This window comes from Phaeodactylibacter luteus (assembly GCF_007993045.1).
GTDB classification, from domain to species: domain Bacteria; phylum Bacteroidota; class Bacteroidia; order Chitinophagales; family Saprospiraceae; genus Phaeodactylibacter; species Phaeodactylibacter luteus.
The window spans coordinates 24,321-45,352 of the sequence record NZ_VOOR01000009.1; the positions used below are offsets into that span (position 1 = coordinate 24,321).

At 53.3% G+C, this 21,032-nt stretch carries 14 protein-coding genes; 5 read left to right on the forward strand and 9 right to left on the reverse strand.

Annotated elements, in window-relative coordinates; all coding sequences use genetic code 11:
• Positions 1-221: 221 nt before the first annotated feature.
• The 3 genes from FRY97_RS06080 to FRY97_RS06090 all read right to left on the reverse strand — a co-directional run bounded on the left by FRY97_RS06080 (position 222) and on the right by FRY97_RS06090 (position 2,960).
• Entirely contained in the window at positions 222-416 is a 195-nt protein-coding gene (locus tag FRY97_RS06080) for a hypothetical protein (protein ID WP_147166554.1), read from the reverse strand.
• A 230-nt stretch (positions 417-646) separates the two neighbouring features.
• The gene (locus tag FRY97_RS06085; RefSeq protein ID WP_246141596.1) at positions 647-1,705 is read right to left on the reverse strand and encodes a PhoH family protein; all 1,059 of its coding nucleotides are present in this window, start codon (positions 1,703-1,705) and stop codon (positions 647-649) included.
• 214 nt (positions 1,706-1,919) lie between these two features.
• Complete coding sequence (locus tag FRY97_RS06090; protein WP_147166555.1) at positions 1,920-2,960, reverse strand: T9SS type A sorting domain-containing protein; 1,041 nt, start codon at positions 2,958-2,960, stop codon at positions 1,920-1,922.
• Positions 2,961-3,121: 161 nt separating this feature from the next.
• Between FRY97_RS06090 and FRY97_RS06095 the strand changes: the two genes are divergently transcribed.
• The gene (locus FRY97_RS06095; protein WP_147166556.1) at positions 3,122-3,895 is read left to right on the forward strand and encodes an SAM hydrolase/SAM-dependent halogenase family protein; all 774 of its coding nucleotides are present in this window, start codon (positions 3,122-3,124) and stop codon (positions 3,893-3,895) included.
• Positions 3,892-4,188 (forward strand): putative quinol monooxygenase, encoded by a 297-nt coding sequence (locus FRY97_RS06100; protein WP_147166557.1) that lies wholly within the window; start codon positions 3,892-3,894, stop codon positions 4,186-4,188. Before FRY97_RS06095 ends, FRY97_RS06100 begins: the two co-directional genes overlap by 4 nt.
• A gap of 1 nt (position 4,189) precedes the next feature.
• On the opposite strand, the gene FRY97_RS06105 is transcribed toward FRY97_RS06100, so the two are convergent.
• The 4 genes from FRY97_RS06105 to FRY97_RS06120 all read right to left on the reverse strand — a co-directional run bounded on the left by FRY97_RS06105 (position 4,190) and on the right by FRY97_RS06120 (position 11,796).
• Positions 4,190-4,648 (reverse strand): hypothetical protein, encoded by a 459-nt coding sequence (locus FRY97_RS06105; protein ID WP_147166558.1) that lies wholly within the window; start codon positions 4,646-4,648, stop codon positions 4,190-4,192.
• Between the two features lie 201 nt (positions 4,649-4,849).
• The gene (locus FRY97_RS06110) at positions 4,850-8,392 is read right to left on the reverse strand and encodes a T9SS-dependent M36 family metallopeptidase (RefSeq protein WP_147166559.1); all 3,543 of its coding nucleotides are present in this window, start codon (positions 8,390-8,392) and stop codon (positions 4,850-4,852) included.
• A gap of 580 nt (positions 8,393-8,972) precedes the next feature.
• The gene (xylA, locus tag FRY97_RS06115) at positions 8,973-10,298 is read right to left on the reverse strand and encodes a xylose isomerase (RefSeq protein ID WP_147166560.1); all 1,326 of its coding nucleotides are present in this window, start codon (positions 10,296-10,298) and stop codon (positions 8,973-8,975) included.
• Between the two features lies 1 nt (position 10,299).
• Entirely contained in the window at positions 10,300-11,796 is a 1,497-nt protein-coding gene (locus FRY97_RS06120; protein ID WP_147166561.1) for a xylulokinase, read from the reverse strand.
• A gap of 338 nt (positions 11,797-12,134) precedes the next feature.
• On the opposite strand from FRY97_RS06120, the gene rlmB reads away from it, so the two are divergent.
• Entirely contained in the window at positions 12,135-12,887 is a 753-nt protein-coding gene (gene rlmB / locus FRY97_RS06125; RefSeq protein ID WP_147166562.1) for a 23S rRNA (guanosine(2251)-2'-O)-methyltransferase RlmB, read from the forward strand.
• Between the two features lie 243 nt (positions 12,888-13,130).
• Here rlmB and FRY97_RS06130 read toward each other — a convergent pair whose 3' ends face one another.
• Positions 13,131-14,228 carry a vWA domain-containing protein gene (locus FRY97_RS06130; protein ID WP_147166563.1) on the reverse strand — a complete coding sequence of 366 codons (1,098 nt, stop codon included), beginning with the start codon at positions 14,226-14,228 and terminating at the stop codon, positions 13,131-13,133.
• Between the two features lie 306 nt (positions 14,229-14,534).
• Complete coding sequence (locus FRY97_RS06135; RefSeq protein ID WP_147166564.1) at positions 14,535-17,513, reverse strand: T9SS type A sorting domain-containing protein; 2,979 nt, start codon at positions 17,511-17,513, stop codon at positions 14,535-14,537.
• 501 nt (positions 17,514-18,014) lie between these two features.
• On the opposite strand from FRY97_RS06135, the gene FRY97_RS06140 reads away from it, so the two are divergent.
• Both FRY97_RS06140 and aroB read left to right on the forward strand, forming a co-directional pair.
• The gene (locus tag FRY97_RS06140; protein WP_147166565.1) at positions 18,015-19,430 is read left to right on the forward strand and encodes a hypothetical protein; all 1,416 of its coding nucleotides are present in this window, start codon (positions 18,015-18,017) and stop codon (positions 19,428-19,430) included.
• A 491-nt stretch (positions 19,431-19,921) separates the two neighbouring features.
• On the forward strand, positions 19,922-20,998 hold the full coding sequence (gene aroB, locus FRY97_RS06145) for a 3-dehydroquinate synthase (protein WP_147166566.1): 1,077 nt from the start codon (positions 19,922-19,924) through the stop codon (positions 20,996-20,998).
• Positions 20,999-21,032: the final 34 nt, after the last annotated feature.

The window sequence follows — 21,032 nt, forward strand, 5'->3', positions numbered from 1 at the left end:
AATACACTGAAAATTGCAGCCCAGGCTTCTGCCGTTGAGATCGGGGCCTGCACCTGCCCGCGGGCAGGTGCCGCTATGCTCCGGGGCTCGCTGCCCGCTCGGCCCTATCGGGCTTGCCACCCCTGCGCAGCGCTAGGCCAATGCCCGCCTAATGCCCGAAGGGCATGAACGCCTGCGATATTTTGGCTCAAGCCCCAGCTGTTTGCAGCCCGCTCCCCCGGCTAATCCACCAAGTCTCGGTATCGGCTGGCAACATCCTCCACCTCCTCAGGTTGATGCCCAGCCTGTCCGCTACTTGCGGTACGGTCTGCAGAGCAGGCGTTTACCACACCAGCTTCCTGCATTGCAGCGACAAACTTCAGGAAAGCCTCTTCCTGTTCTTCTGGCACGTCTACTTTGAAACTAACCGTATTCATTGTGGTAAATTTTATCAAGCCTTAGCGCTTATTTAGAGCATTTTTACTCTAAAAATCAAGGAGTTGCACCTGCCCAAGGCTCCAGCATGGCCTTGGCGAAGCCGCTAAACCTGAGTTTGCCGGGCTAAAATGAAAGTTCAGCCAGGAAGCAAGGCTTATAAAGCTTTGGGGCTCAACAACAAGCCCCAAAGATTCGCTTAGCCGCCAGCTTACATCTTGGGGCGCTATTGCTATTCCTCATCCGCCGCATTAGCGGAGGTTTTCCCATCAGCAGGCTTTTGCCCCTCTTCCGCTGCTTCCCGGGCTGCCTTTTCAGCAGCTTTCCGATTGCGCAGCTCCTCATCGGAGCGCTCGTAGGCCAGGATGATTTCCTTGACCAAACGGTGGCGGACTACATCATTGGCATCGAGGCGGATGGCAGCGATCCCAGGCAGATGCCCTAAGAGGTCTGTAGCACGCCTGAGCCCAGATTTCTGGTGGAATGGCAGGTCAATCTGGGAGAGGTCTCCCGTAATGATACATTTGGCAGAAGGCCCTAGGCGGGTCAGGAACATCTTCAACTGCATGGTGGAGCAGTTTTGGGCTTCGTCCAGGATAATGAACGCATTATCTAGGGTCCGGCCCCGCATAAAAGCAAGGGGCGCTATCTCTATGACCCTTGTAGCCATAAACTGCTGCAGCTTTTCAGCGGGGAGCATATCATCAAGTGCATCGTAGAGGGGCCTGAGATAGGGGTCTACCTTTTCCTTGAGGTCACCGGGCAAGAAGCCCAAGCTCTCGCCAGCCTCTACAGCCGGGCGGGTCAGGATGATTTTCTTGACCATTCTGTTTTTCAACGCCCGTACGGCCAGGGCTACCGCAGTGTAGGTTTTCCCTGTACCAGCTGGGCCAATGGCAAAGACCACGTCATTATCCTCACTTGCTTCAATGAGGCGTTTTTGGTTGATGGTCTTGGCTTTGATTTGCCGGCCGCCACGGCCATGAAGGATGGTTTTATTGGCAGCGGCAGCACTGCTCAGCTTAGCCTCAAAAGGGTTGTTGCCGTTCATCAGGTCCTCAACCATTTGCACGGAGAGCTCTTTATGCTCCTTAAGCAAGCGCACCATCATCTCGAATTTAGCCTTAGCTTGTTGGGCCTGCTTTTTTTCGCCCTGCATCCTCACATTGCTCCCCCTGGAAGTAATGGTGACATCAGGGTAAGACTTCCGAAGAAGGTTGAGCTTGGAGTTGTTCTCTCCATAAAGCTCAACCAGATCGACGCCTTCTACCGTTAGGATAATCTCGCTCAATATGATTGGTCTCGTGTTTGTGACAAAAAAGGCTTTCCCGGGATATACCGGGCTGCCGAGTGTTTTCACAACTCGAATATATCCTAAAAAGTTCAACTCTGCCCAACCACCTGTTTCAAGATTCTATTAATTTTTGGGGCCAGCCGGGCAATGTTTGCAGTGAGTGCCCTGCAGCCGGGCTATGACTGGGCTGCAGGGCGGCTCAATATCCTGGCTATCGGGCAAGGATGACCGGGGCTGTTTGTTGCCCCTCTGCCCCGCTAAGGCGCAAGAAATACAAACCGGCAGGCAGGTGGGCCGCATCGTACCCCCAATGATAGACACCGGCAGAAAGCCTTGTTGCAGCGACAGGGGCCGCAACCTTCCGCCCCAGCTGGTCCAAAAGGCTCACCTCAAAAATGCCCGGGCGCTCCACCTCCATTTTTATGGCCATCTGGCCGTTGACTGGGTTTGGGCCAAAGCCGAAAGTGGCGCCCGCTACTGCTGCATTTGTAGAAGAAATACCGGAGGCAAAAAAGCCCAGCACAGCCTGCATGTGCAGTTTAGCCATAGTGAAGTCTTCAACGAAGAACAAATCAAAGAAATAAGAAAGCGTTTTGAATGTGCCATTATCGTAAAAAGTAGCCATTGGCATCCCCTCTAAAGGGTAGCCGGCCCCTCCCCCCATGGTGTAAATAGCCTGAGCGCCATCGGCCGGGGTCACCGCATCTGGCCACCATAAGGTTTCGAACTGCCAGCTCAGGCTGCTCAGGCCCGCAATGGGCCCATTTTCCGCCAGCTGAGCGGCAGACACCCCTATGCCGCCGTCGCTTCCATAGGCTTGAGCATCATAACTGCTGATGCCCAGGTAATCGTAAGGGAAAGATCCTGGCTCAAAAGTAGCAGGAGGCACGCCATAGCGGTCAAAAAGAAAGTCATTCCCAATCAGCCAAAGGCTTCCCCCTTCTTCCAAATACAGCTTGAGGGCATCGTTGTCTTCGTCCATACCTGCCCAAAGCGAAAGGCCCACGCCATCGGTGGAAGTATGCCAGATCAGGAGGTCATAACCCGACATCAATTCATAAGACGGCGGTAGCCCTTCAGCAGCTGCATCGTAAAGATCGTATTCGTACCCGGCGGAGTCGACAGCTAAGGTGATAAAGGACGTGTTCTCAAATTCATCCGCAGAATCATCTACCACTAGGATGCTCAGCTGAGCCCAAAGCGGCAGGGAACCTAATAGAAAGAGGGAGAACGTAAAAATTGATTTCATCATAAAACGGTTTTGAAGTTATGAAAACAGCAGCCCAGGGACAGCCTCAAGCAGCTGTAGGGCTACATTATGCAACACAATATGCGCGTTCTGGATTGCGGTTACTAAAATAGTCTTTACTTTTAGGCCGTCATACGGTCAACCCTGATAATAAACCCCTTTTCATGGCGATCATCACGCTCACCACAGACTACGGGCCCGGCGGGTACTACCTCCCCCGCCTGAAAGGGGCATTGCTCAGTGCCTGCCCTGGAGCTCAGCTGACCGACCTGGCGCACCATATCAACAATTATGATATTGTGCAAGCTGCTTTTCTGTTCCGCAACGCCTGGCACCGATTCCCAAAAGGGACGATCCACCTAATTGGGGTGAACGACATTGCCAGTGCTGCCCCCCGTTTTCTGGCTGTCGCCCACCGCGGCCATTACTTTATTGCACCGGATAATGGGCTGTTCAACCTCATATTTGCCGACGATCAGCCGGTACAGTACAGAGAGGTCCTTTATGAGCATTCAGAGCTCATGGGCATAGAGCAAATTTATGCCCGTGCAGCCGGGCACTTGCATGCTGGCAGGCCAGTCATTGAGATAGGGCCTGCCGCAGAAGGCATTGTGCAGCGCATTACGCTGCAGCCTGTCATCAGCCCTGGCCTGATCCGGGGGTCTATTATTTATATTGACCACTACGAAAACGCCATTACCAACATCCATCAGCTCCTCTTTGAGCAGGTTGGCGCAGGGCTCCCTTTCGAGCTTTACTTCAAACGCCACGACCCAATACGCAGGCTCAGCCACCACTATCATGAGGTGGAGGTGGGCGAGCCCCTCTGCCTCTTCAACTCGGCCGGGCTCTTGGAAATTGCGGTGAATATGGGCAAAGCGGGCAGCTTGCTTGGGCTCAAGGCTGAAGATACCGTTCAAGTAGAATTCAAAACATGATCAAGCGCATCGTTAAACTGACTTTCCGGCAAGACGCCATTTCGGGCTTCCAAACTATTTTTGACCAGTCCTGCGAAAAAATAAGGGCCTTCGACGGCTGCCAGCACCTCGAGCTTTGGCAGGATGTAGATGCCCCCGAAGTCTTCTTTACCTATAGCTACTGGGATAGCGAAGCTGCCCTGAACGCCTACCGCCACTCTGCCCTCTTTCAGGCTACTTGGGCCAATACCAAAAAATTGTTTGCCGCCAAACCACAAGCTTGGAGCGTACAGCTCAAACGGCAACTGCCCTGACTCAGACGGTCCCCCGGTTGCGGGTCCGCCATACAGAGACCAACAGGCGGAACGGCAGGGCTACGCTTGAGATGACCGCAGCTACGCCAAACAAGATGAGCTCACTGCGGATGTAGGTCATCAGGTTGGCTTGCGCACCGTAAGCCCCGCTCCCAACAATGGCTTCAGGCCCTTCCTCATCTAGGAACGTCTGGAAATAGTTCAGTTCCTGTATCAAATAGAAAACCAGGGGGATACACAAAAAGACCACAACGACCTTCAGTGGCTGCCGCTGTGCCAAAAAGGTGTGCTTCAGCAAGAAGAGGTAGCGGGTCATGGTGATGGCCGTTACCACAAATACGATATTGGGGAGCCAAAACTTATAGGTATTCAGTGTAGTGAGGATGGGGAGCAGCACTGCCGCTGCAATGATGAAAGTAAATACCCAAAAAAATAGCTCTAGCTGTAATTTCTTGCCCATGGAAAGCCTGTTTTTTTGCGTTCACAGATTAAAGGAGATGCGCACTGCCCACTCCCATTGCCAAACGGGGCAAAAGTAAACCTAAACCATCACTTTGGCAGCATCTGCCACTCGGTATTGCTCAAACAAAAGCCCCGGCAAGCTAACCACTTGCCAGGGCTTTTGTTCGGGCCTCTGTGCCCTAACGCTATGCCAGAGAGATTACCGGATAACGACTTTCCGGGTGGCAGCCTTGCTGCCGGACTCGACCCGTACAAAGTACATGCCAGCCGGCAAGCTGCTCACATTGAGCGTTGACATCTGGTACTGCCCATCGAGGCGTACCTCCTGCTGCATGACCCGGCGGCCATCCATCGCAACCAGCGAAATCACCGCATCTTCCTCTCCTGCTAAGTCGAGCGCTACGTGCAGCTGCCCCTGTGCAGGGTTAGGGAATACCGCTACTGCATCTGCAGGCAGCTCCTCTTGGGTGCGGGTTGGCAACTGAGAATCAACGATTGTCCCTTTCTCACGGGCAGCGGCACAGGCTAGGTCGCCCTGATCGGAAGAGATGCAAGCCTCCCCGTTGTAGTTGACCATGTCCATCAGCTCGATGTCATCTACAAACCAGCCCGGAGTGCCATCCAAAGGCACATTGGCCGCATCAGAGCCGAAGCGGAAGCGGATGTTCACCATCTGCCCGGCATACTCAGAGAGGTCTATATAAGAGCTTACCCAGCCCTCTCCAGAATTGCCAGAGAACGCATCGAGGAAAGGAATGACCAGGGTCTGATAATCCAGCGTGCTATTGTACCCGCCACGGATGAACTTGTCCGGAATGCGGAACCAGCTCTCGTCGTCCAGGGAGATTTCCACCAGGCCGCCGTCGAAGCCGATTTCTGTGTTGTATTTGTGGAAGAAGCGCATAACCGGCTGTTCCCCTGTCACCTCGATCTGCTCGCGCAAGAAAAAGACCTGGTCGTTTTCAGCTTCATTGTTGAGGACAAACCAGCTGTTTTCTCCACTGTAGGCATCGAGATCTGAAATCTGCCACACGTCGAACCCGTCTGGGTTGAGGTTGAGGAAGAACCAGTTGTCATCGCCGTTTTCCATGTCATCAATAAACTGAGTAGTGGAGAAGATGCCCTCGTCGGAATCCATGGTATAGGTGATGGTCATGCTTTCGCCATTAGCCAGCTCGCCGACTTCAAAAGTGACCACACCATCTCCCAGGGTAGCTGTAGCCCCAGTTTCAGAGCCTGGCGCATAAGTCAGCCCGGCAGGGATTTCATCTTCAATCATCACACCAGATACCGGCTCGCCTTTGTGGTTGATGATGCTCAGCGTCACTTCTACCGGATCGCCCGGCTGAATCAGGGGCGTCACTGTTTTACTGATTTTCAGCTCCTGAATGCATTCTGGGCGGGCTTCAAAGTCCTGCTGATTATCGTTGCGGTTATCACTGCTGCCCTGATCCATAAAGAAGCCCATACCCCGGCGGGCAAATACTTCCCAGATCAGGCATTCGTGCGCACCATCGTAGTTGATCATGTCTGCAGCCATGATGGCATCTCGGCCATCTTCGAACCCAGGGCTGCAAGCCTGCAGCTTCATGCCATCCATCACCAACTGAATGGCCATGTTATTGCCGCCAGTGCCATTGACCGGGTCTGGGTCCCAGCCGTACTGATCGACCATAGCCCAGTACAGGTCCCAGGTTACCGCTGCCCAGACCTCCCCAAGCGGGTGAGGGGCAGTAGTGCTTTTCACATCATCGTATACCTGGTCGTTCACGCTCATATCCGTAGAATAGCGCTGACGGCGGATGCCCGGCCCAGTAGTTTCCTGCCGCAGCGCAAAGGTGCCGATGCCACGGGGCAGCTCGCCGTTTTCGCCCGGCTGTACCGTAGAGATCAGTGCAAAATAGTCGCTCCAGCCTTCGCCCATTTGCTCGTCGTTGCCTAAGCAGCCTGCAGCTGACGGGCCACCCGTCAGGCGATTGGAGATACCATGCCCGTATTCGTGAGCGATAATCCCGTTGTCCAGGTCGCCATCAATAAACTCAGGGCCATTATCGGCTGGCACTTGGAAGGTGACATTCAAGCCCTGCCCTGAGAACTGCCGGATAGTCTGACAGTCCGTCAGGCCCATAGAGACGACAGGGATAGTGACCTGCCCGCCTACGGCACCGCCAGCCATGCCAACAAGCTCATCCTCAAAGTTGCAGATAATGGCTGCGATAGCCCCGGCATTCTGTGCGTTTAGGGCCTTGAGGCCAAACTCGCACCCGCCACGGTCGATGATCGCGACTTTCCCAGCCATCTCATCGCCATTGATCAGCGCATTGCAAGCCAGGGAGCCCTCGGGCGATCCATCGTCGGCAATAAGCCCATCGCCAGTAACGGGATCTTCGGTAATCGGTGCCCCAAAAGTAGCGGCTTGTACTTCGTATCCGCCTGCTACAGGCTGAGGTGCATTTACAGAAAAGATGCTGCCGCCCCCTGTCCACAGGTACATCTGCATACGGCCATTGCCCCCATCAGGCGGAGTTGCGAAATTAGCATTGTTAGTGCCGCCGCCGTCCTGTGCTTGTGCCAGGACATAGTCGTTGCCTACACCGCCACGGCTGTAGTTGTTCTGCTGAAAGTTTCCGGCCTGCTCGTCGAAGCCATAGGCATAAGTGATATCGTGCATCATATTGTTCATGTAGAACAGCTGAGTCACGGCTGCCTCCTGATAAGTTTGAGGCTCTTCATTGAGGTCAAGCGGGAAGTCGAAAATAAGGTCTTCGCCCCCATCAGGCTCATCGCCCTGAGGGGTATCTGAATTGTCCAGGTCAAGAAAAGCATGTGCGTTATTGCCCCGGGTAATGGTATACTCCGGGCCCGCCTCTCCGTTGGTATCATGCCAGCCAAAGGGGGAAGCGAGTGTATCTGCCGGGTTGGAAACGATCACGCGTGGGCCATGAATAGGGCTCTCTGCCAGCAGGGCAAATACGTTATATACTGCGCCGTCGGCCTGCATTTGCATGTTCTGCATAGCTAGGGCTTCTGCCGCAGGAAGGGCAGGAGCAGCAGCGGCCTGATGTGCACAGTTGTGGGCGTGGTGGTGGGCATCGGGCGCTCCGAAGTCGCACTTCACGGTCCAGTTCTGCCGGCCGATGACCTCTCCCGTGAGGGCGTCAACCCGCAAGCTCCAATAGTCTGCGGAAGAAGCCATATCGATAGAAAGGTCCCACGCCAAGCGTAGGCCCTGCTTTTTGGTAGGCTGGAAAACCAGCTGAACGGGGATAGGGCTATTCGCCAAGTTGCCGCCTTCAAAAGTGTAGCGGTCCCCCTCTTCAGCTGTTTGAGCCAGGCGGGCGTCTAAGATGACGCCCAGCTCAGTCGCGGCTGCTTCTATAGCCTGAAAAGGCGTAAGGGCAGGCACTGTCGTATTGATTTTAGCGGCTACTTCTGGCACAAAACGGTTGGTCGCAAATACCACTTCCCCCCCTTTCACGTGCACACCGTTGATGGCGTTGTACACTTCGATGCCAGCATAGCGCTGATTGAAGTACAAGTGGGTGGTATTGTTGTGCCTGCTGCCTACCTGATCGCGGAGCACGAGGTCTTTGGTATCATCAGGTGCCAGCCCCCAATCGGCAGGAGCTTTCTCCATGTAGCGAAGCGCCACATCAAGCGGGGTCTGCAACTGTGCCTGCAAAGCGGGCACGAACAGCAGAGCAGCGATGAGGGTTAAAATAGGGGTAATCGTTTTCTTCATACTTAAGCGAAATTGATCTTGATGAAAGAATTGAGCAAAGTAAATTGAGGAAGACAGGAGCTTAGAACGTGTTGGGATGTTGGCCTTCTAGTCGAAAACTAGCAATTTTTTGATTAGCCGAGACCCGAAAACCGGAGTTTAGCCAAGTCCCGCTTTTGATGCACAAAAGCAGGAAGGATTTTCGGGGCGAAGCATAAGCGAAAAAGTGTCCCGCTGTCTAGCGGGATAGACCGATCACTAAAGTCCCAACACGCTCTCTTAAAGCTTGCTGCTACCATTAGACTTGATGCGCAGGGTGATCATTGCAGGGTTTAAGGGCTTGTTTGGGTTTTGCAGCCCGCCAAAGCCTTGCACGGCGGGCAGGTTGATCAGGACAAAATTTGGCTGCGTTGGCTCCAAAAGCAAAATCCCAACAAGCGCTAAATGGCTCTTTTTTCCCACTGCACTGACCCGATGTGCCAAGTCTATTATTTTGCAGTGGCTAAATTAGGCAAAATAATCAGGCACCTGCCCTATCAGATGCGGATAATAATAAACAGACGACAAAAGTTAAGCCGCTGCAATTGCCCAGCTGCTTGTGTTATATGTAGTTGTTAATCAATTGCTCCAGCTGTTCCTGCTTGCCGCTGACCAGCGGGGGCTCGCCTTGCTGAGCTGCAATATCGCACAGGGCTTCCAGGGTGAGCTTGCCAGCCTCATAGCCGGCACCAGCCCCTGAGTCATAAGAGGCATACCGCTTTCCCCTCAGCTCCAGGTAAGGGGATTCCTGCAGGATACGGTCAGCAATGAGCAAAGACCTGGCAAAAACATCCATGCCTCCGATGTGGGCGACGAAAATGTCCTCGAGGTCGGTAGAATTCCGGCGCATTTTGGCATCGAAATTGACCCCTCCGTGTTCAAACCCTCCGGCCTGAAGGATCTCGAGCATGGCTTCTGTTACTTCGTAAATATTAGTAGGGAATTCGTCAGTGTCCCAGCCATTTTGATAATCGCCCTTATTGGCATCTACGGAGCCCAGCAACCCTGCATCGGCGGCCATGCGCAGCTCGTGGGCAAAGGTATGCCCGGCCAGGGTGGCGTGGTTGACTTCAATATTGAGCTTAAAGTCTTGGTCTAGCCCAAAGGCTTTCAGGAAGCCGATTACGGTTTGTGCATCGTAATCGTACTGATGCTTGGTGGGCTCCATGGGCTTGGGCTCAATAAAAAAGGTGCCTTCAAAACCAGCCTTGCGGCCATAATCTCGTGCCATGCCCAGGAAACGCCCCAGGTGTTCTATTTCACGCCGGGTGTCGGTATTGTGCAGGCTCATGTACCCTTCCCGCCCGCCCCAGAAGACATAGCCGGTGCCCCCAAGAGCGATCGTGGCGTCGATAGCATTTTTCACCTGCACCGCAGCATTGGCCAGCACCCTGAAATCAGGGTTGGTCGCAGCACCATTCATGTAGCGGGGATTGGAAAAAACATTGGCCGTGCCCCAGAGCAGCCTCACCCCGGATGCGTCCTGCCTCTCTTTTGCGGCAGCCACCATCACCTCAAGGCGCTTCCCAATCTCCCATACTGTCCCGTCCCCTACCAAGTCTACATCGTGAAAACAATAAAATGGGATGTTCATCTTGGTAATAAACTCAAAAGCCGCATCCATCCTGTGCTTTGCTGCATCCAAAGCCCCGCCGGCCGTATCCCAGGGGAAGGCTTTTGTCCCCGGGCCAAAGGGGTCTCCTCCTGTGCCGCAGAAGGTATGCCAGTAGGCGACCGCAAATTTGAGGTGCGCTTTCATCGTTTTGCCGGCAACGACCCTGTTCTCATCATACCATTTAAAAGCCAGTGGGTTCTTCGATTTTGGCCCCTCATACTGGATTTGCCCAATGCCTTTGAAATACTCTTGGCTGCCTGTTAATACTTCCATTTTACTGCTGTTTGATTTGAATCGCGTTCTCCAATTGTTGTTTCCAGTGCCTGTAGGCCTGCGCGTACTGCGCTGTAAGCTTTGGGGCAGGCTCCGTGAGCTCCAAAAGGCGGAGCCCGCTAAAGGCTTCTTCAAAAGAATGGTAAAAGCCAGCGCCTACCCCGGCGCCCCGGGCAGCACCTATTGCCCCATCTGAGTTGTACAATTCGACCCTTGCCCCAGTGGTATTGGACAAAGCTTCCCGGAAAACCGGGCTTAGGAACATGTTGGCCTTCCCTGCCCGGACCACCTCAGCTTCCAGGCCTAGCCCTTGCATGATCTCCAGCCCGTACTGAAAAGCAAAAGCGATGCCCTCCTGTACTGCTCTGGCCAAGTGCCCTCGAGTGTGGCGGTTGAAGCGCAGCCCGCTGAAAGAAGCGCCCAAGTCGCAGTTGCCCAGCATGCGTTCTGCGCCATTGCCGAAAGGGAGCACGGCAAGCCCCTCCGAGCCGGGCGCAACAGCCTCTGCCAGATGGTTCATCTCTGCATAGCTGAGCCCTCCGCCCAACATGCGGCGAAGCCAAGCCTGTTGTATGCCTGTGCCATTGATGCAAAGCAGTATGCCCACTCGGGGGCTGGCCTTGGTATGATTGACATGCGCGAAGGTGTTCACCCTCGACAAGGGGTCGTACTTCAGCTCATCGGACAGCCCATACACGACGCCAGAAGTCCCGGCGTTAGCTGCCAGCTCTCCTGGCGACATGACATTAAGAGAAAATGCATTGTTGGGCTGATCCCCAGCCCGGTAGCTGACGGTTGTGCGTGCAGAGAGCCCCAGCTCACTAGCGGCAGCAGCGGTGAGCTGCCCCTGATGGCCAAAGGCAGGGACCGCCTCCGGCAACAGCCCCTCCGGTATGCCCAGGCCCTTTAGCAGAAAGCCTGCAGGCTCGTGCTGGGGAAAGTCCCAGAAAACCCCTTCTGAAAGGCCGCTTATCGTGGTCAGCGGCTGGCCCGTCAGCTTCATGGCGATATAATCTCCGGGAAGGAGGGCTTTGTGGATTTTGTCAGCCAGCCTAGGCTCGTGATCCAAAACCCACTTGAGCTTGGCTGCGGTGAAATTCCCCGGAGCATTCAGCAGGCTCTGCAGGCAACGCTCCTCCCCTATCTCCCGGAAAGCCTTGCCACCGGCCACTACCGCTCTGCCGTCGCACCAGATGATGGCCGGGCGCAAAGGGCGCCCAGCTTTGTCTATTATTACCAAGCCGTGCATCTGATAAGCGATACCGATGCTCAGGATATCCGATGGCCGGGCACCGGACTGAAACACCACATCCTTGACTGCAATTTTCAGATGATGCCACCAGGTTTCCGGGTCTTGTTCTGCCCACCCGGGGTGAGGGGAAGCAATAGGCATCTCCTCTTTGGGAGAATAGGCTGCCGCTATGACGCTGCCCGACTCACCGTCGAGCAGTGCTGCTTTTACAGAGGAACTGCCAATATCTAATCCCAATAAATACATATGGGGCGTTTTAGGGCGTAAATCAAAATGTCGCAGGCGCTCAGGTTTTATTGGCTTTAGCTTGGCATAGGCCTAGCGCTGCGAAGGGGTGGCAAGCCCGATAGGGCCGAGCGGATAGCGAGCCCCGGAGCATAGCGGCTCCTGCCCACAGGCAGGGGCAGGCCCCACCCCAAAAATGGCAATTGGGTTTGCGCCCGCGTTTTGAATTTTCATGCAATAGGCTGCACTTATGGCACAGCCGCCATTAAATCTACCAATATCCTGTGCTTTTCTCATAGAATGCCGGCCTTTAAATCTTGCTTGCACCAACATGGCAGGAAAAACCTCATATTTGCAGGATGGAAAAACGCAGACTACCAGACTTTGAGATCCTATTCGGGCGCCACCCGGTCACAGAAGCCCTGCAAAATGGTGTACCTATGGAAAAGGTGATGTTGCAGCAAGGCATAAGGGGCGAAATGGAAAAAGAGCTCCGCCACCTTTGCCGGGAAGCGGGCACCCCACTGCAGGTCGTGCCCAAAGAGCGGTTCAAACGCTACACTAAAGGCAATCATCAGGGGGTAGTAGCTTTCCAGGCATTGATCCGGTACCAGCGTATAGAGGATATCCTTCCCACGATTTACGAAAAGTCGGAATCCCCTTTGCTGATCCTGCTCGACGGCGTTACTGATGTGCGCAATTTTGGGGCTATTGCACGCTCCGCAGAAGCCTGTGGGGCACATGCCTTGATCATCCCACAAAAAAACAGCGCCCAAATCAACGGGGAAGCTATCAAAACCAGCGCCGGCGCGCTCAACCTCATCCCGGTATGCCGGGAAAAGAGCCTAATCACCACCATCGAGTTCTTACAAGCCTCGGGGGTGACCGTCTTGGCCAGCGACCTGCAGGCGGAGAAACCCCTGCATGAGCTAGACCTTAGCCGCCCTGTGGCTTTCGTGCTTGGTGCAGAGGGTGAAGGGATAAGCCCTGCGGTGGCCAAAAGTGCAGATGAGACCTTCATCATCCCACAGGTTGGGCGTACGGACTCCCTCAACGTCTCGGTGGCCAACGGGATGATGCTGTACGAAGCTATGCGGCAACGGATGGGCTAGTGGTCTGTCAAGGCTAAAACTAGGGGTTGCCTGCGGCGGCTTTTGAGGCTACTCTTCGTTGGACAACCCCTTACGTAGCGCTGCTATGCGCGGGAACATCCGCCTTGATTAGCCTCAAAATTCGCTCCCACTCAACCCATAAATTAACACTTGACAGACCACTAGCCTTTGGGCTTTATGAAAGCAAAAAGCCCCCGCTTGCCACTATCTTGGCAGGCGGGGGCTTTGTACAAACAAGCTCTCTTAGTTTTCGTCGATACGATAGGGGGTTGCAAAAAATATGGCCCTAAGCTGAATGGGGTCGTCAAGGTCCGGATCGAACATTTGGGTCGACCGGTTGTAGATGACGGTGTAAATGTTGGCGATCAGCTCATTGATGTCATTAAAGCGCTGCTGCAGTTCTACAGCATCTTCCGCTTCCACGAAATAGTTTTCGCTGCTCGCTAAGCCTTTTAAGTAGTTGGTATTGTACTCCAAGCCCTTGCCCTTCAGGCCGATCATATAGCGCGGCACCGTGGAATCCATGATGCGGGCCTGATTGGCAGACGGGTTGTTCGAGCCATTGTCGTTGCCATCGGTAAAAGCGACCAGCACCCGGTCGTCGACATCAAGGTCGGCTTGCTCAATTGCATCCAGGCCAGCGATGATGCCATCGCTAAGGCGGGTGAAGGTTTGTGCGTTCAGCTCCGGATAAGGGAAGCCGTTGATAGCGGTAATGATATCTGACAACTGATTGGTGAATGGGTACGTGATGACGGTATCTGCAAACAAGGTGAGCCCTACATAACTCTCGCCATTATTGTTGTTAAGTACTTGACTGGCAAAGTCGATTGCATACTGCTTGACCTGATCGCGGTCTTCTCCAAGCGAGCTGCTGACGTCAATGCACAGCTGTGTCGCCAGTTTGGTCTGCGAAAACTCTTCTTGGTTCTTGAACTCGGTCTGCTCAAACCAGCGGTCGTTGGCAGGGCGGGTTTCGTCCAGTTCTTCTATGACGACGCATTGGGCGGTATAATTGAAATCATTGTCGCTGAGACGGATATTCGGGATGCGGATGACCATTTTGTTGCCTTCTACGGTAGGGGTAAAAGACAGCTCGTCGTACTGCACCCGCTCATCGGTACGGGTGGGGACAATTTTAGCGGTTGGCTCCTGCCCTTGATAGTTGGTATACTCAAACCGGAGGACAATCGCATCGTCTTTATCTACGCCAATGCAGGATGGGTCTGGAATTTCGTTCGGATTGGCGTCCGGTACGGTTTTAGGGTCTTTGGAACAACTGCTGTAAAAGACAGCCACTGAAAGCAAGGCCAACATGAAAAGGGAATGCATCGATTTCATAAACAGGTGTTTGAGTGGTTCAAGGGGAAAATGCAGCCCGGCTGCATCGAACAGCTCTTATAACTCTTCTCTGCCAAGGAATATTCGACAGCTTGTCTTAAATTTTATTTAATGGACCGTTAAATTCCAAGGCAGGGGCGGGCTATGCCTGGCGCACCACAAAAAAGAAGCTCCGCCAACTGACGGAGCCTCGTGCTAATAACAAATCATAATCTCATGAAATAAATAAGACGACCTAAGTCTTATGCTGTTATAACGTCAACTAAACGTGCTAAGTATCAGTGTGCCAGTCTTTTTAACCAATTATTAACGGATGATGAGCGTGCCAGCCGCTACTTTCTCTCCGTCAGCACGCACCAAATAGATGTAGCTGCCTGCGGGCAGGCCCTCCCGGTAGATAATGCACTGCGCGCCGTCAACTTCCTTTTGCCGTACCGGCTGCCCATTCATGTTCAGCAAAGTGAACTGATAAGAGTGCGCCCCCTGTATGCCTACCACTTCCAAAGTAATGAATGCTGAAGCCGGGTTGGGGTACACCTTAATGGTTGCGTTTTCTGCCCAGTCAGGCACATCTATATCCACAGGGATGGCCTCAAGCAGCTCTCCATAATCAAGCGCTTCAATGACATGATGCGTCAGGTTGGTCTCCACCGGTGCATAGTAATCAAATATCACCTGCGCCCGGTTGTTGATGACCGTGCCTGCGCTATTCCCCGGGCGCTGCTGCACCTGGAACTCCAGATAGGCATAGTCTGAAGTGCTTACCCCCTCAGCAGCAACCGGCAGCTGCAGCCCATTAAAGGTCGCTTTGATGACCCCTGTGTGGTAAACCTCGAAATCTACAGGGTGGCTGCTCGCTCCGAGGGTGACGGTGGTAATGTCCAGCTCTTCGGGCAGCGTGTCCCGGATAACGGCCCGTGTCAGGGTATCTTCCCCTATATTGCGGAAAAAGATGCGGTAGGTAAGGGTCGTCTCAGCGGTAATGACAGAATCCCTCAACCCTTTGGGATGAGCCGTCATATAAACCTCTGGCTGCTCCTCAAAAATCTCATCTACATGTACAGAGACCGCAGGGTCTGCGTCATTCTCAGGCCACTGTGTGACAAAGCCAGTGCTGTAGGTCCCCTCATCGTTAGTGCCACAACCTTCTACGGCCTTAGTAGGGAACAAACTGCCCGGATGCCCTTCCACCTGCTCGGCAACAATCCGGTAGGTGGCCCCTGTAGCAGGCAGCGCGACTACAGTATCTTCAAGGGGCCCCAACTCAAAGGGCTGAGTAAGGAAAACCACAAGGTCTTCTTCTACGATGAAGAAATCACGAGCAGCGCTCATCGCTGCTGTCCCTGTATTGGAAACCCCAAACTCGATCACCCCCTCTTCCTGCTTGCAAAGCCCATCTACCCCTACACTTGCCCCGTTCCAGTTGGGGTCAAGCGGCAGGCAGGTGCTATCTGGAAAGATCCGGGCACTGACATAAGCGGCCTGCCCCTCTACTATACCCTCACAGGCCATCTGCGTGCTGACGGTGAAAGAACCGCCTTCGTTGTAAGGGACCGAGCCAAGGTCGAACTGATAAACCCCATCTTCCACTACAAATGGCAATGAAGCTGACTCGAAGGTGAGCAGGGGGTCAAATGTAAGGCTTACCATAGCGCCGGCTTCTGCATCGCCGGTGCCCGTATTCTCGTAGGCTACGGTATACTCAATATTTGTGCAGTTGGACAAGAAAGGGGTAGATACATCTACCTGCATCAGTGGGCAATCCGGGATGACAGCCTGAATCGGGAAATTGACCGTAATATCATCATAAGTGTCTTCAAAGACAATATTCACGCCATTAGGCAGGCAAGTTTCCCAATACGCATTCAGAGGCAAGGCCTCGAGGATGTAATCTCCGGTATCTACGCGGATTTCAAACCGCCCGTTTTCATCTGTTGCACTGTAGAACACTTCGTTGTCCATGGCATTCGTCGCCCGGACCAACCAACCCTTCAAGGCAGGCTCGCCGGGGTCCATGTCACAGGCCAAGTCGATGTCGTGAAATACCTTGCCCCGGATATAATTCGAGTGTATCAGCCCGTTGGCGTCTGTCAAGGTGAGCACCACATCGTTCACAAAGTTGAGCAGGCTTCCGCTAGAGCCGACCATCACATAGCCACCCCGGCTAGTTGGGGCGATGCCCAAGGCCTCATCTGTATTGAAATCGTCCCCATTATTGTTGAACCATTCCAGATTGAGGCTGGCATCGAAGGCCGCGATCAGCATATCTACGTTCGCGCCGTTCACCTCTGTGCTGCCGCCAATCACGTAGCCCCCGTCTGGGCCTGGGATGATGGCGTTGGCCGCATCGCTCTGCCCAAAGAAATCGACAACGACAGAATCAGCCAGCGCACCGGAATCATCGTACCGCCAGATACCGACATTCCGGTTGTTGCCAATAAACCCAGCTACGACTGCACGCCCTTGCCCATCGACCAGGACATCGTTGCCAGCTTCTTCTTCCAGAGTAGCCACCCGTGCTTCCCATAGGACGCTGCCAGCCGCATCTACCCGGTACGTGACGATATCGGTGCCAAAGGTAATTGGGGGTGGGAAAGGGCTGTCTTCCCGGCCGGTTATGACAAAGCCATCGCCCATCACAGCTGCAGCTTCTGCCTGTTCATCCCGGCCCGAATCAATAAACTGCACCCATTCCTGCTCCCCTTCAGCGTCCGTCTTGATCAATAGGATATCATCATCGACATCTTCGTACTGCACATAGCCCGCCATGAGGTAACCGCCATCCGGCGCTAACACAATATCATTGACCCGGACGCCGACTATACCTTCTTCTGGGTAGGAAAACGTTTTCACCCATTCCTGTTTGCCGTCCCGAGAGACTTTGATCAGCAACCCCTCGAATGGGCCATTGACTGCATCGAAGGATACTTCTCCTGCAATCAGGAAGCCTTCGTCCGGAGTCTGGACAACAGACCGGGCAAACTCTGTGAACCCGGGGTCAAAAGTTTTTTCCCAGACGACTGTGCCGTCCACATCCGTTTTTACGGCATAGACATCCAAATCCTGATCTGGCCCGTTGGCAAAAGACTCGCTGTAGCCTATGAGCAGGTAGCCAAGGTCTGAAGTTTGGATAACGGCATGGCCAAGGTCTTCCTTGTTGCCGCCAAAATACTTGTCCCAGCCTTGTGCATGCAAGTTGAAGAAGGATGAGAAGAAAAGCGCTGTCAACAGCGCAAAGGCTTTGCAGCGATAAAATTGGAGGGTTAAAGCACGTGACGTCGTCATCGAGAGTTTATTTAGGCCGTTTATGAAGCGCTAGGGAAGGCAGGACCGCGGTGCCGCCCCGGCAGCATGTGTGTGTCATCTCTTTATTTGGCGGGCAGTTGCTTAGAGCGTGTTGGGACTTTGGTAATCGGTCTATCCCGCTAGACAGCAGGACTCTTTTTCGCTTATACTTCGCCCCGAAACTTTCGCTAAACTCCGGTTTTCGGGCCTCGTCTAATCAAAAAATTGCTAGTTCCCGACTAGAAGGCCAAAATCCCAACACGCTCTCTTAACAGCATAGCAAGGTGTTCCGTTCCGCTGTTTTAAGCACTAACTACCTCACCCATTACAAAAGTGCTATAATAAATGTAGGCACTCAAAGACAAAATTCCTATTTTGTTGAAAATATAAAAGCAATCAGAGCACACACATTCCGTTATAATCTACCTAAACAACTCAATACCATTTAAAAACAGAGATAAAAAAACAAAATCTGTGTTGACCAATCTTTAAATATCAGCCATGACGAACAGCCACCTCACGCTCATTCTGCGCACCCTCTCCAAAAAAGAGGTCCGCGATCTTAGAAAATGGCTTCATTCCCCGGCCCACAACCAACGGGAGGATGTGGTAGAGCTCTTTGAGTACCTCGTCAAAGGGCAGCACTTGTATGAAGACAAGTTCCTAGAGAAGGAGCGCGTTTTTTCCCGTATCTTCAAAAAGGAACGTTTTGACGATGCCAAATTACGACAGACCATGCACTTCCTGCTCAAAACCCTGGAAGAGTTCCTCATTTACCAAGAACAACAGAGCGATGAAGTGCGTGCCCGTATGGCATTGGCCAGCGTTTTCCGCAAAAGGAAACTCGACCGGGCTTTCCAGAAAGCCATACGGTCTGTAGAAGGGCTGCAGGAGCAGGCCACCTACCGCAACGAGCAGTTCCTGCGCAACGAATACCTCTTACAGCTGGAAAAGTACTCCTTCTACGATGGGAAAAAAAGGACAACGGAGATGAACCTCCAACAGGTTTCTAATGCCCTTGACCTGACTTTCATCGCAGATAAGCTACGGCAGGCTTGTGCCATGACCACTCACCAGAAAGTCTACAAAACCGAATACAAAATACACCTCCTCGATGAAATCATATCTCATGTAGAAGCGGAAGGGCTGCTCGATTACCCAGCTATTGCCATTTATTATTACGGCTTCAAGGCCATCACCAGCCCTCCAGGCATCGGAGAGCCTTACTTCCTTCAACTGCGCAATGATATCCGGAAATACAAAGGCTTGTTCCCCAAACATGAGCTGCGGGATATTTACCTCATGTCCATCAATTACTGTGTGGCGCAGATCAACAGGGGGCAGGATACCATGAGGAGCGAGCTATTTGACCTTTACAAAAACGGCATCGACAGCCAGATATTGATCGAGAACAATACGTTGTCCCACTTTACCTTCCGCAATATTGTCAACTTGGGCACTGCGCTCAGGCAGTTCGAGTGGGTAGAAGATTTTATCGAAAAGAACCAGCGCTTCCTACCCCTACGGTACAAAGAGACTTTTGTGCAATACTCCAAGGCTAAGCTCCACTTCACCAAGCGGGAGTACAACCAAGCCATGCAGCTTTTGGCACAGTTCGATTTTGATGACATCCTCATGAACCTTTACGGCAAAGCGATGCTCATCATCATGTACTACGAGCAGGAGGAGACTACCGCCCTTGACTCCCTATTGGAGAGCATGCGGACCTACATCCGAAGGAAGGACATCATCGCCTCTTACAAAGCGCTCTACTCCAACCTGATCACTTATACCCGGAAGCTTGTCCGTATCAATCCTTATGACCGTGCTGAAATTGCCAACCTTCGTAAGGAGATCACTAGCGCCAACCCCCTGCCAGAGAAAGACTGGTTCCTTGAGCAGCTGGCTAAGCTGTAGCAGCCGCTGGCCAGGCACCTTGGGCGCAAACCAGATTGCCGTTTTTTTTGGCCTGCCCCTGCCGCAAGGATAGGGGCCTGCCCCTGCTCGATGGCAGGTGCCGCTATGCTACGGGGCTCGCTATCCGCTCGGCCTTATCAGGCCTGCCGCCCCTTCGCAGCGCTAGGCCAATGCCAGGCTAGTGCCTTAAGCCATAAATCTCTGATACTTAAGTTGAAGTTATTTTCCGGCTAATCAAGGCGAAGGTTCGCGACTTTAGCCCGAGCTAAAGGAGCGGTTCTTTAACGAAGAGTAGGCGGAAAATAACGAAACTTGGGGTGGCAAGGGTTTATGGCTTGAGGCACTAGAGGCACTAGAGCCCCAAAAGCATAAACGCCTGCGGCATTTTGGTTCACACCCGGCACCTTTGCGCATTGGAGTATACTGCTTTTTAAAATTTGTTTTCTTCCTGCCAAACTGCTTAGTTTTGCACCCTCACCAAGCTTTCAAGCATGCAGACGCTAGCCCTTGGCTCCTACCATATCCATATCGGCCCTATTGGCCCATCTGTTTCAGCCTTTTTAAAGGGGCGCCACTTCAGCCAGCTTTTTGTACTGGTGGACGAAAACACCAAAGCCCACTGCTGGCCAGCTTTTGCCCCTGCCCTGAGCGGCTACCCCTCTACCCTGATTGAGATACCGGCGGGGGAAACGCACAAAAACATTGCCACTTGCCAGCTCATCTGGGAGCAGCTGATGAAGGCCAGCGCAGCCCGGGACGCCCTCCTCATCAACCTTGGCGGGGGCGTCATTGGAGACATGGGCGGCTTTGCAGCCAGCACTTTTAAGAGAGGCATACCCTTCATACAGGTCCCCACCACCCTGCTCTCTCAAGTAGACGCCTCCATAGGGGGCAAGCTGGGCATTGACTTTATGCAGGTCAAAAACAGCATCGGCCTTTTCTCTGACCCCCAGGCTGTGCTCATAGACCCTGCTTTCCTCCGGACCCTTTCTGGCCGCGAAATCCGGAGCGGTTATGCCGAAATCCTTAAGCACAGCCTGATTGCAGATGCCGGACAGTGGGGGCGGCTCAACACCCTGGCCCAGCTCGACACAGCAGAATGGAGCGAAATCATCCCTCAGTCGCTTTTGGTCAAACAACGTATTGTAGCAGCCGACCCCTTTGAGAAGGGGATACGCAAGGCGCTCAACTTCGGGCATACTATTGGGCACGCTGTAGAAGGCATCGCTCTGGAAACCGATACCCCTCTTTTGCATGGCGAAGCCATAGCGGTAGGCATGATTTGTGAGGCCTGGCTCAGCCACAAAAAGCTAGGGCTGCCCCAGGAAACGCTCCATACTATCACCAACTATTTATTGCGCGTCTACGGGAAGCCTGCGATCCATAAAACGGACTATACCGCTTATTTGCAGCTCATGGGCAACGATAAGAAAAACGAAGGGCAAGCCATCAACTTTAGCCTCCTTCCAGCCGCCGGGCAGGTGGAAGTCAACTGCACCGCAACACAAGAACAGATTATCGGCGCCCTAGACTATTACCGGCAGCTGCCCAGCCCTGCCCCTAGCTGATAGGCAGGCATCAGAGAGGAGGTGCTATAGTATT

Coding starts and splice junctions, on each gene's coding strand:
- FRY97_RS06110 (WP_147166559.1), bottom strand. CDS start 8,392: ATGAAGAAAACGATTACCCCTATTTTAACCCTCATCGCTGCTCTGCTG.
- FRY97_RS06130 (WP_147166563.1), bottom strand. CDS start 14,228: ATGAAATCGATGCATTCCCTTTTCATGTTGGCCTTGCTTTCAGTGGCT.
- aroB (WP_147166566.1), top strand. CDS start 19,922: ATGCAGACGCTAGCCCTTGGCTCCTACCATATCCATATCGGCCCTATT.
- FRY97_RS06120 (WP_147166561.1), bottom strand. CDS start 11,796: ATGTATTTATTGGGATTAGATATTGGCAGTTCCTCTGTAAAAGCAGCA.
- FRY97_RS06140 (WP_147166565.1), top strand. CDS start 18,015: ATGACGAACAGCCACCTCACGCTCATTCTGCGCACCCTCTCCAAAAAA.
- FRY97_RS06105 (WP_147166558.1), bottom strand. CDS start 4,648: ATGGGCAAGAAATTACAGCTAGAGCTATTTTTTTGGGTATTTACTTTC.
- FRY97_RS06095 (WP_147166556.1), top strand. CDS start 3,122: ATGGCGATCATCACGCTCACCACAGACTACGGGCCCGGCGGGTACTAC.
- FRY97_RS06090 (WP_147166555.1), bottom strand. CDS start 2,960: ATGATGAAATCAATTTTTACGTTCTCCCTCTTTCTATTAGGTTCCCTG.
- FRY97_RS06100 (WP_147166557.1), top strand. CDS start 3,892: ATGATCAAGCGCATCGTTAAACTGACTTTCCGGCAAGACGCCATTTCG.
- rlmB (WP_147166562.1), top strand. CDS start 12,135: ATGGAAAAACGCAGACTACCAGACTTTGAGATCCTATTCGGGCGCCAC.
- xylA (WP_147166560.1), bottom strand. CDS start 10,298: ATGGAAGTATTAACAGGCAGCCAAGAGTATTTCAAAGGCATTGGGCAA.
- FRY97_RS06135 (WP_147166564.1), bottom strand. CDS start 17,513: ATGACGACGTCACGTGCTTTAACCCTCCAATTTTATCGCTGCAAAGCC.
- FRY97_RS06080 (WP_147166554.1), bottom strand. CDS start 416: ATGAATACGGTTAGTTTCAAAGTAGACGTGCCAGAAGAACAGGAAGAG.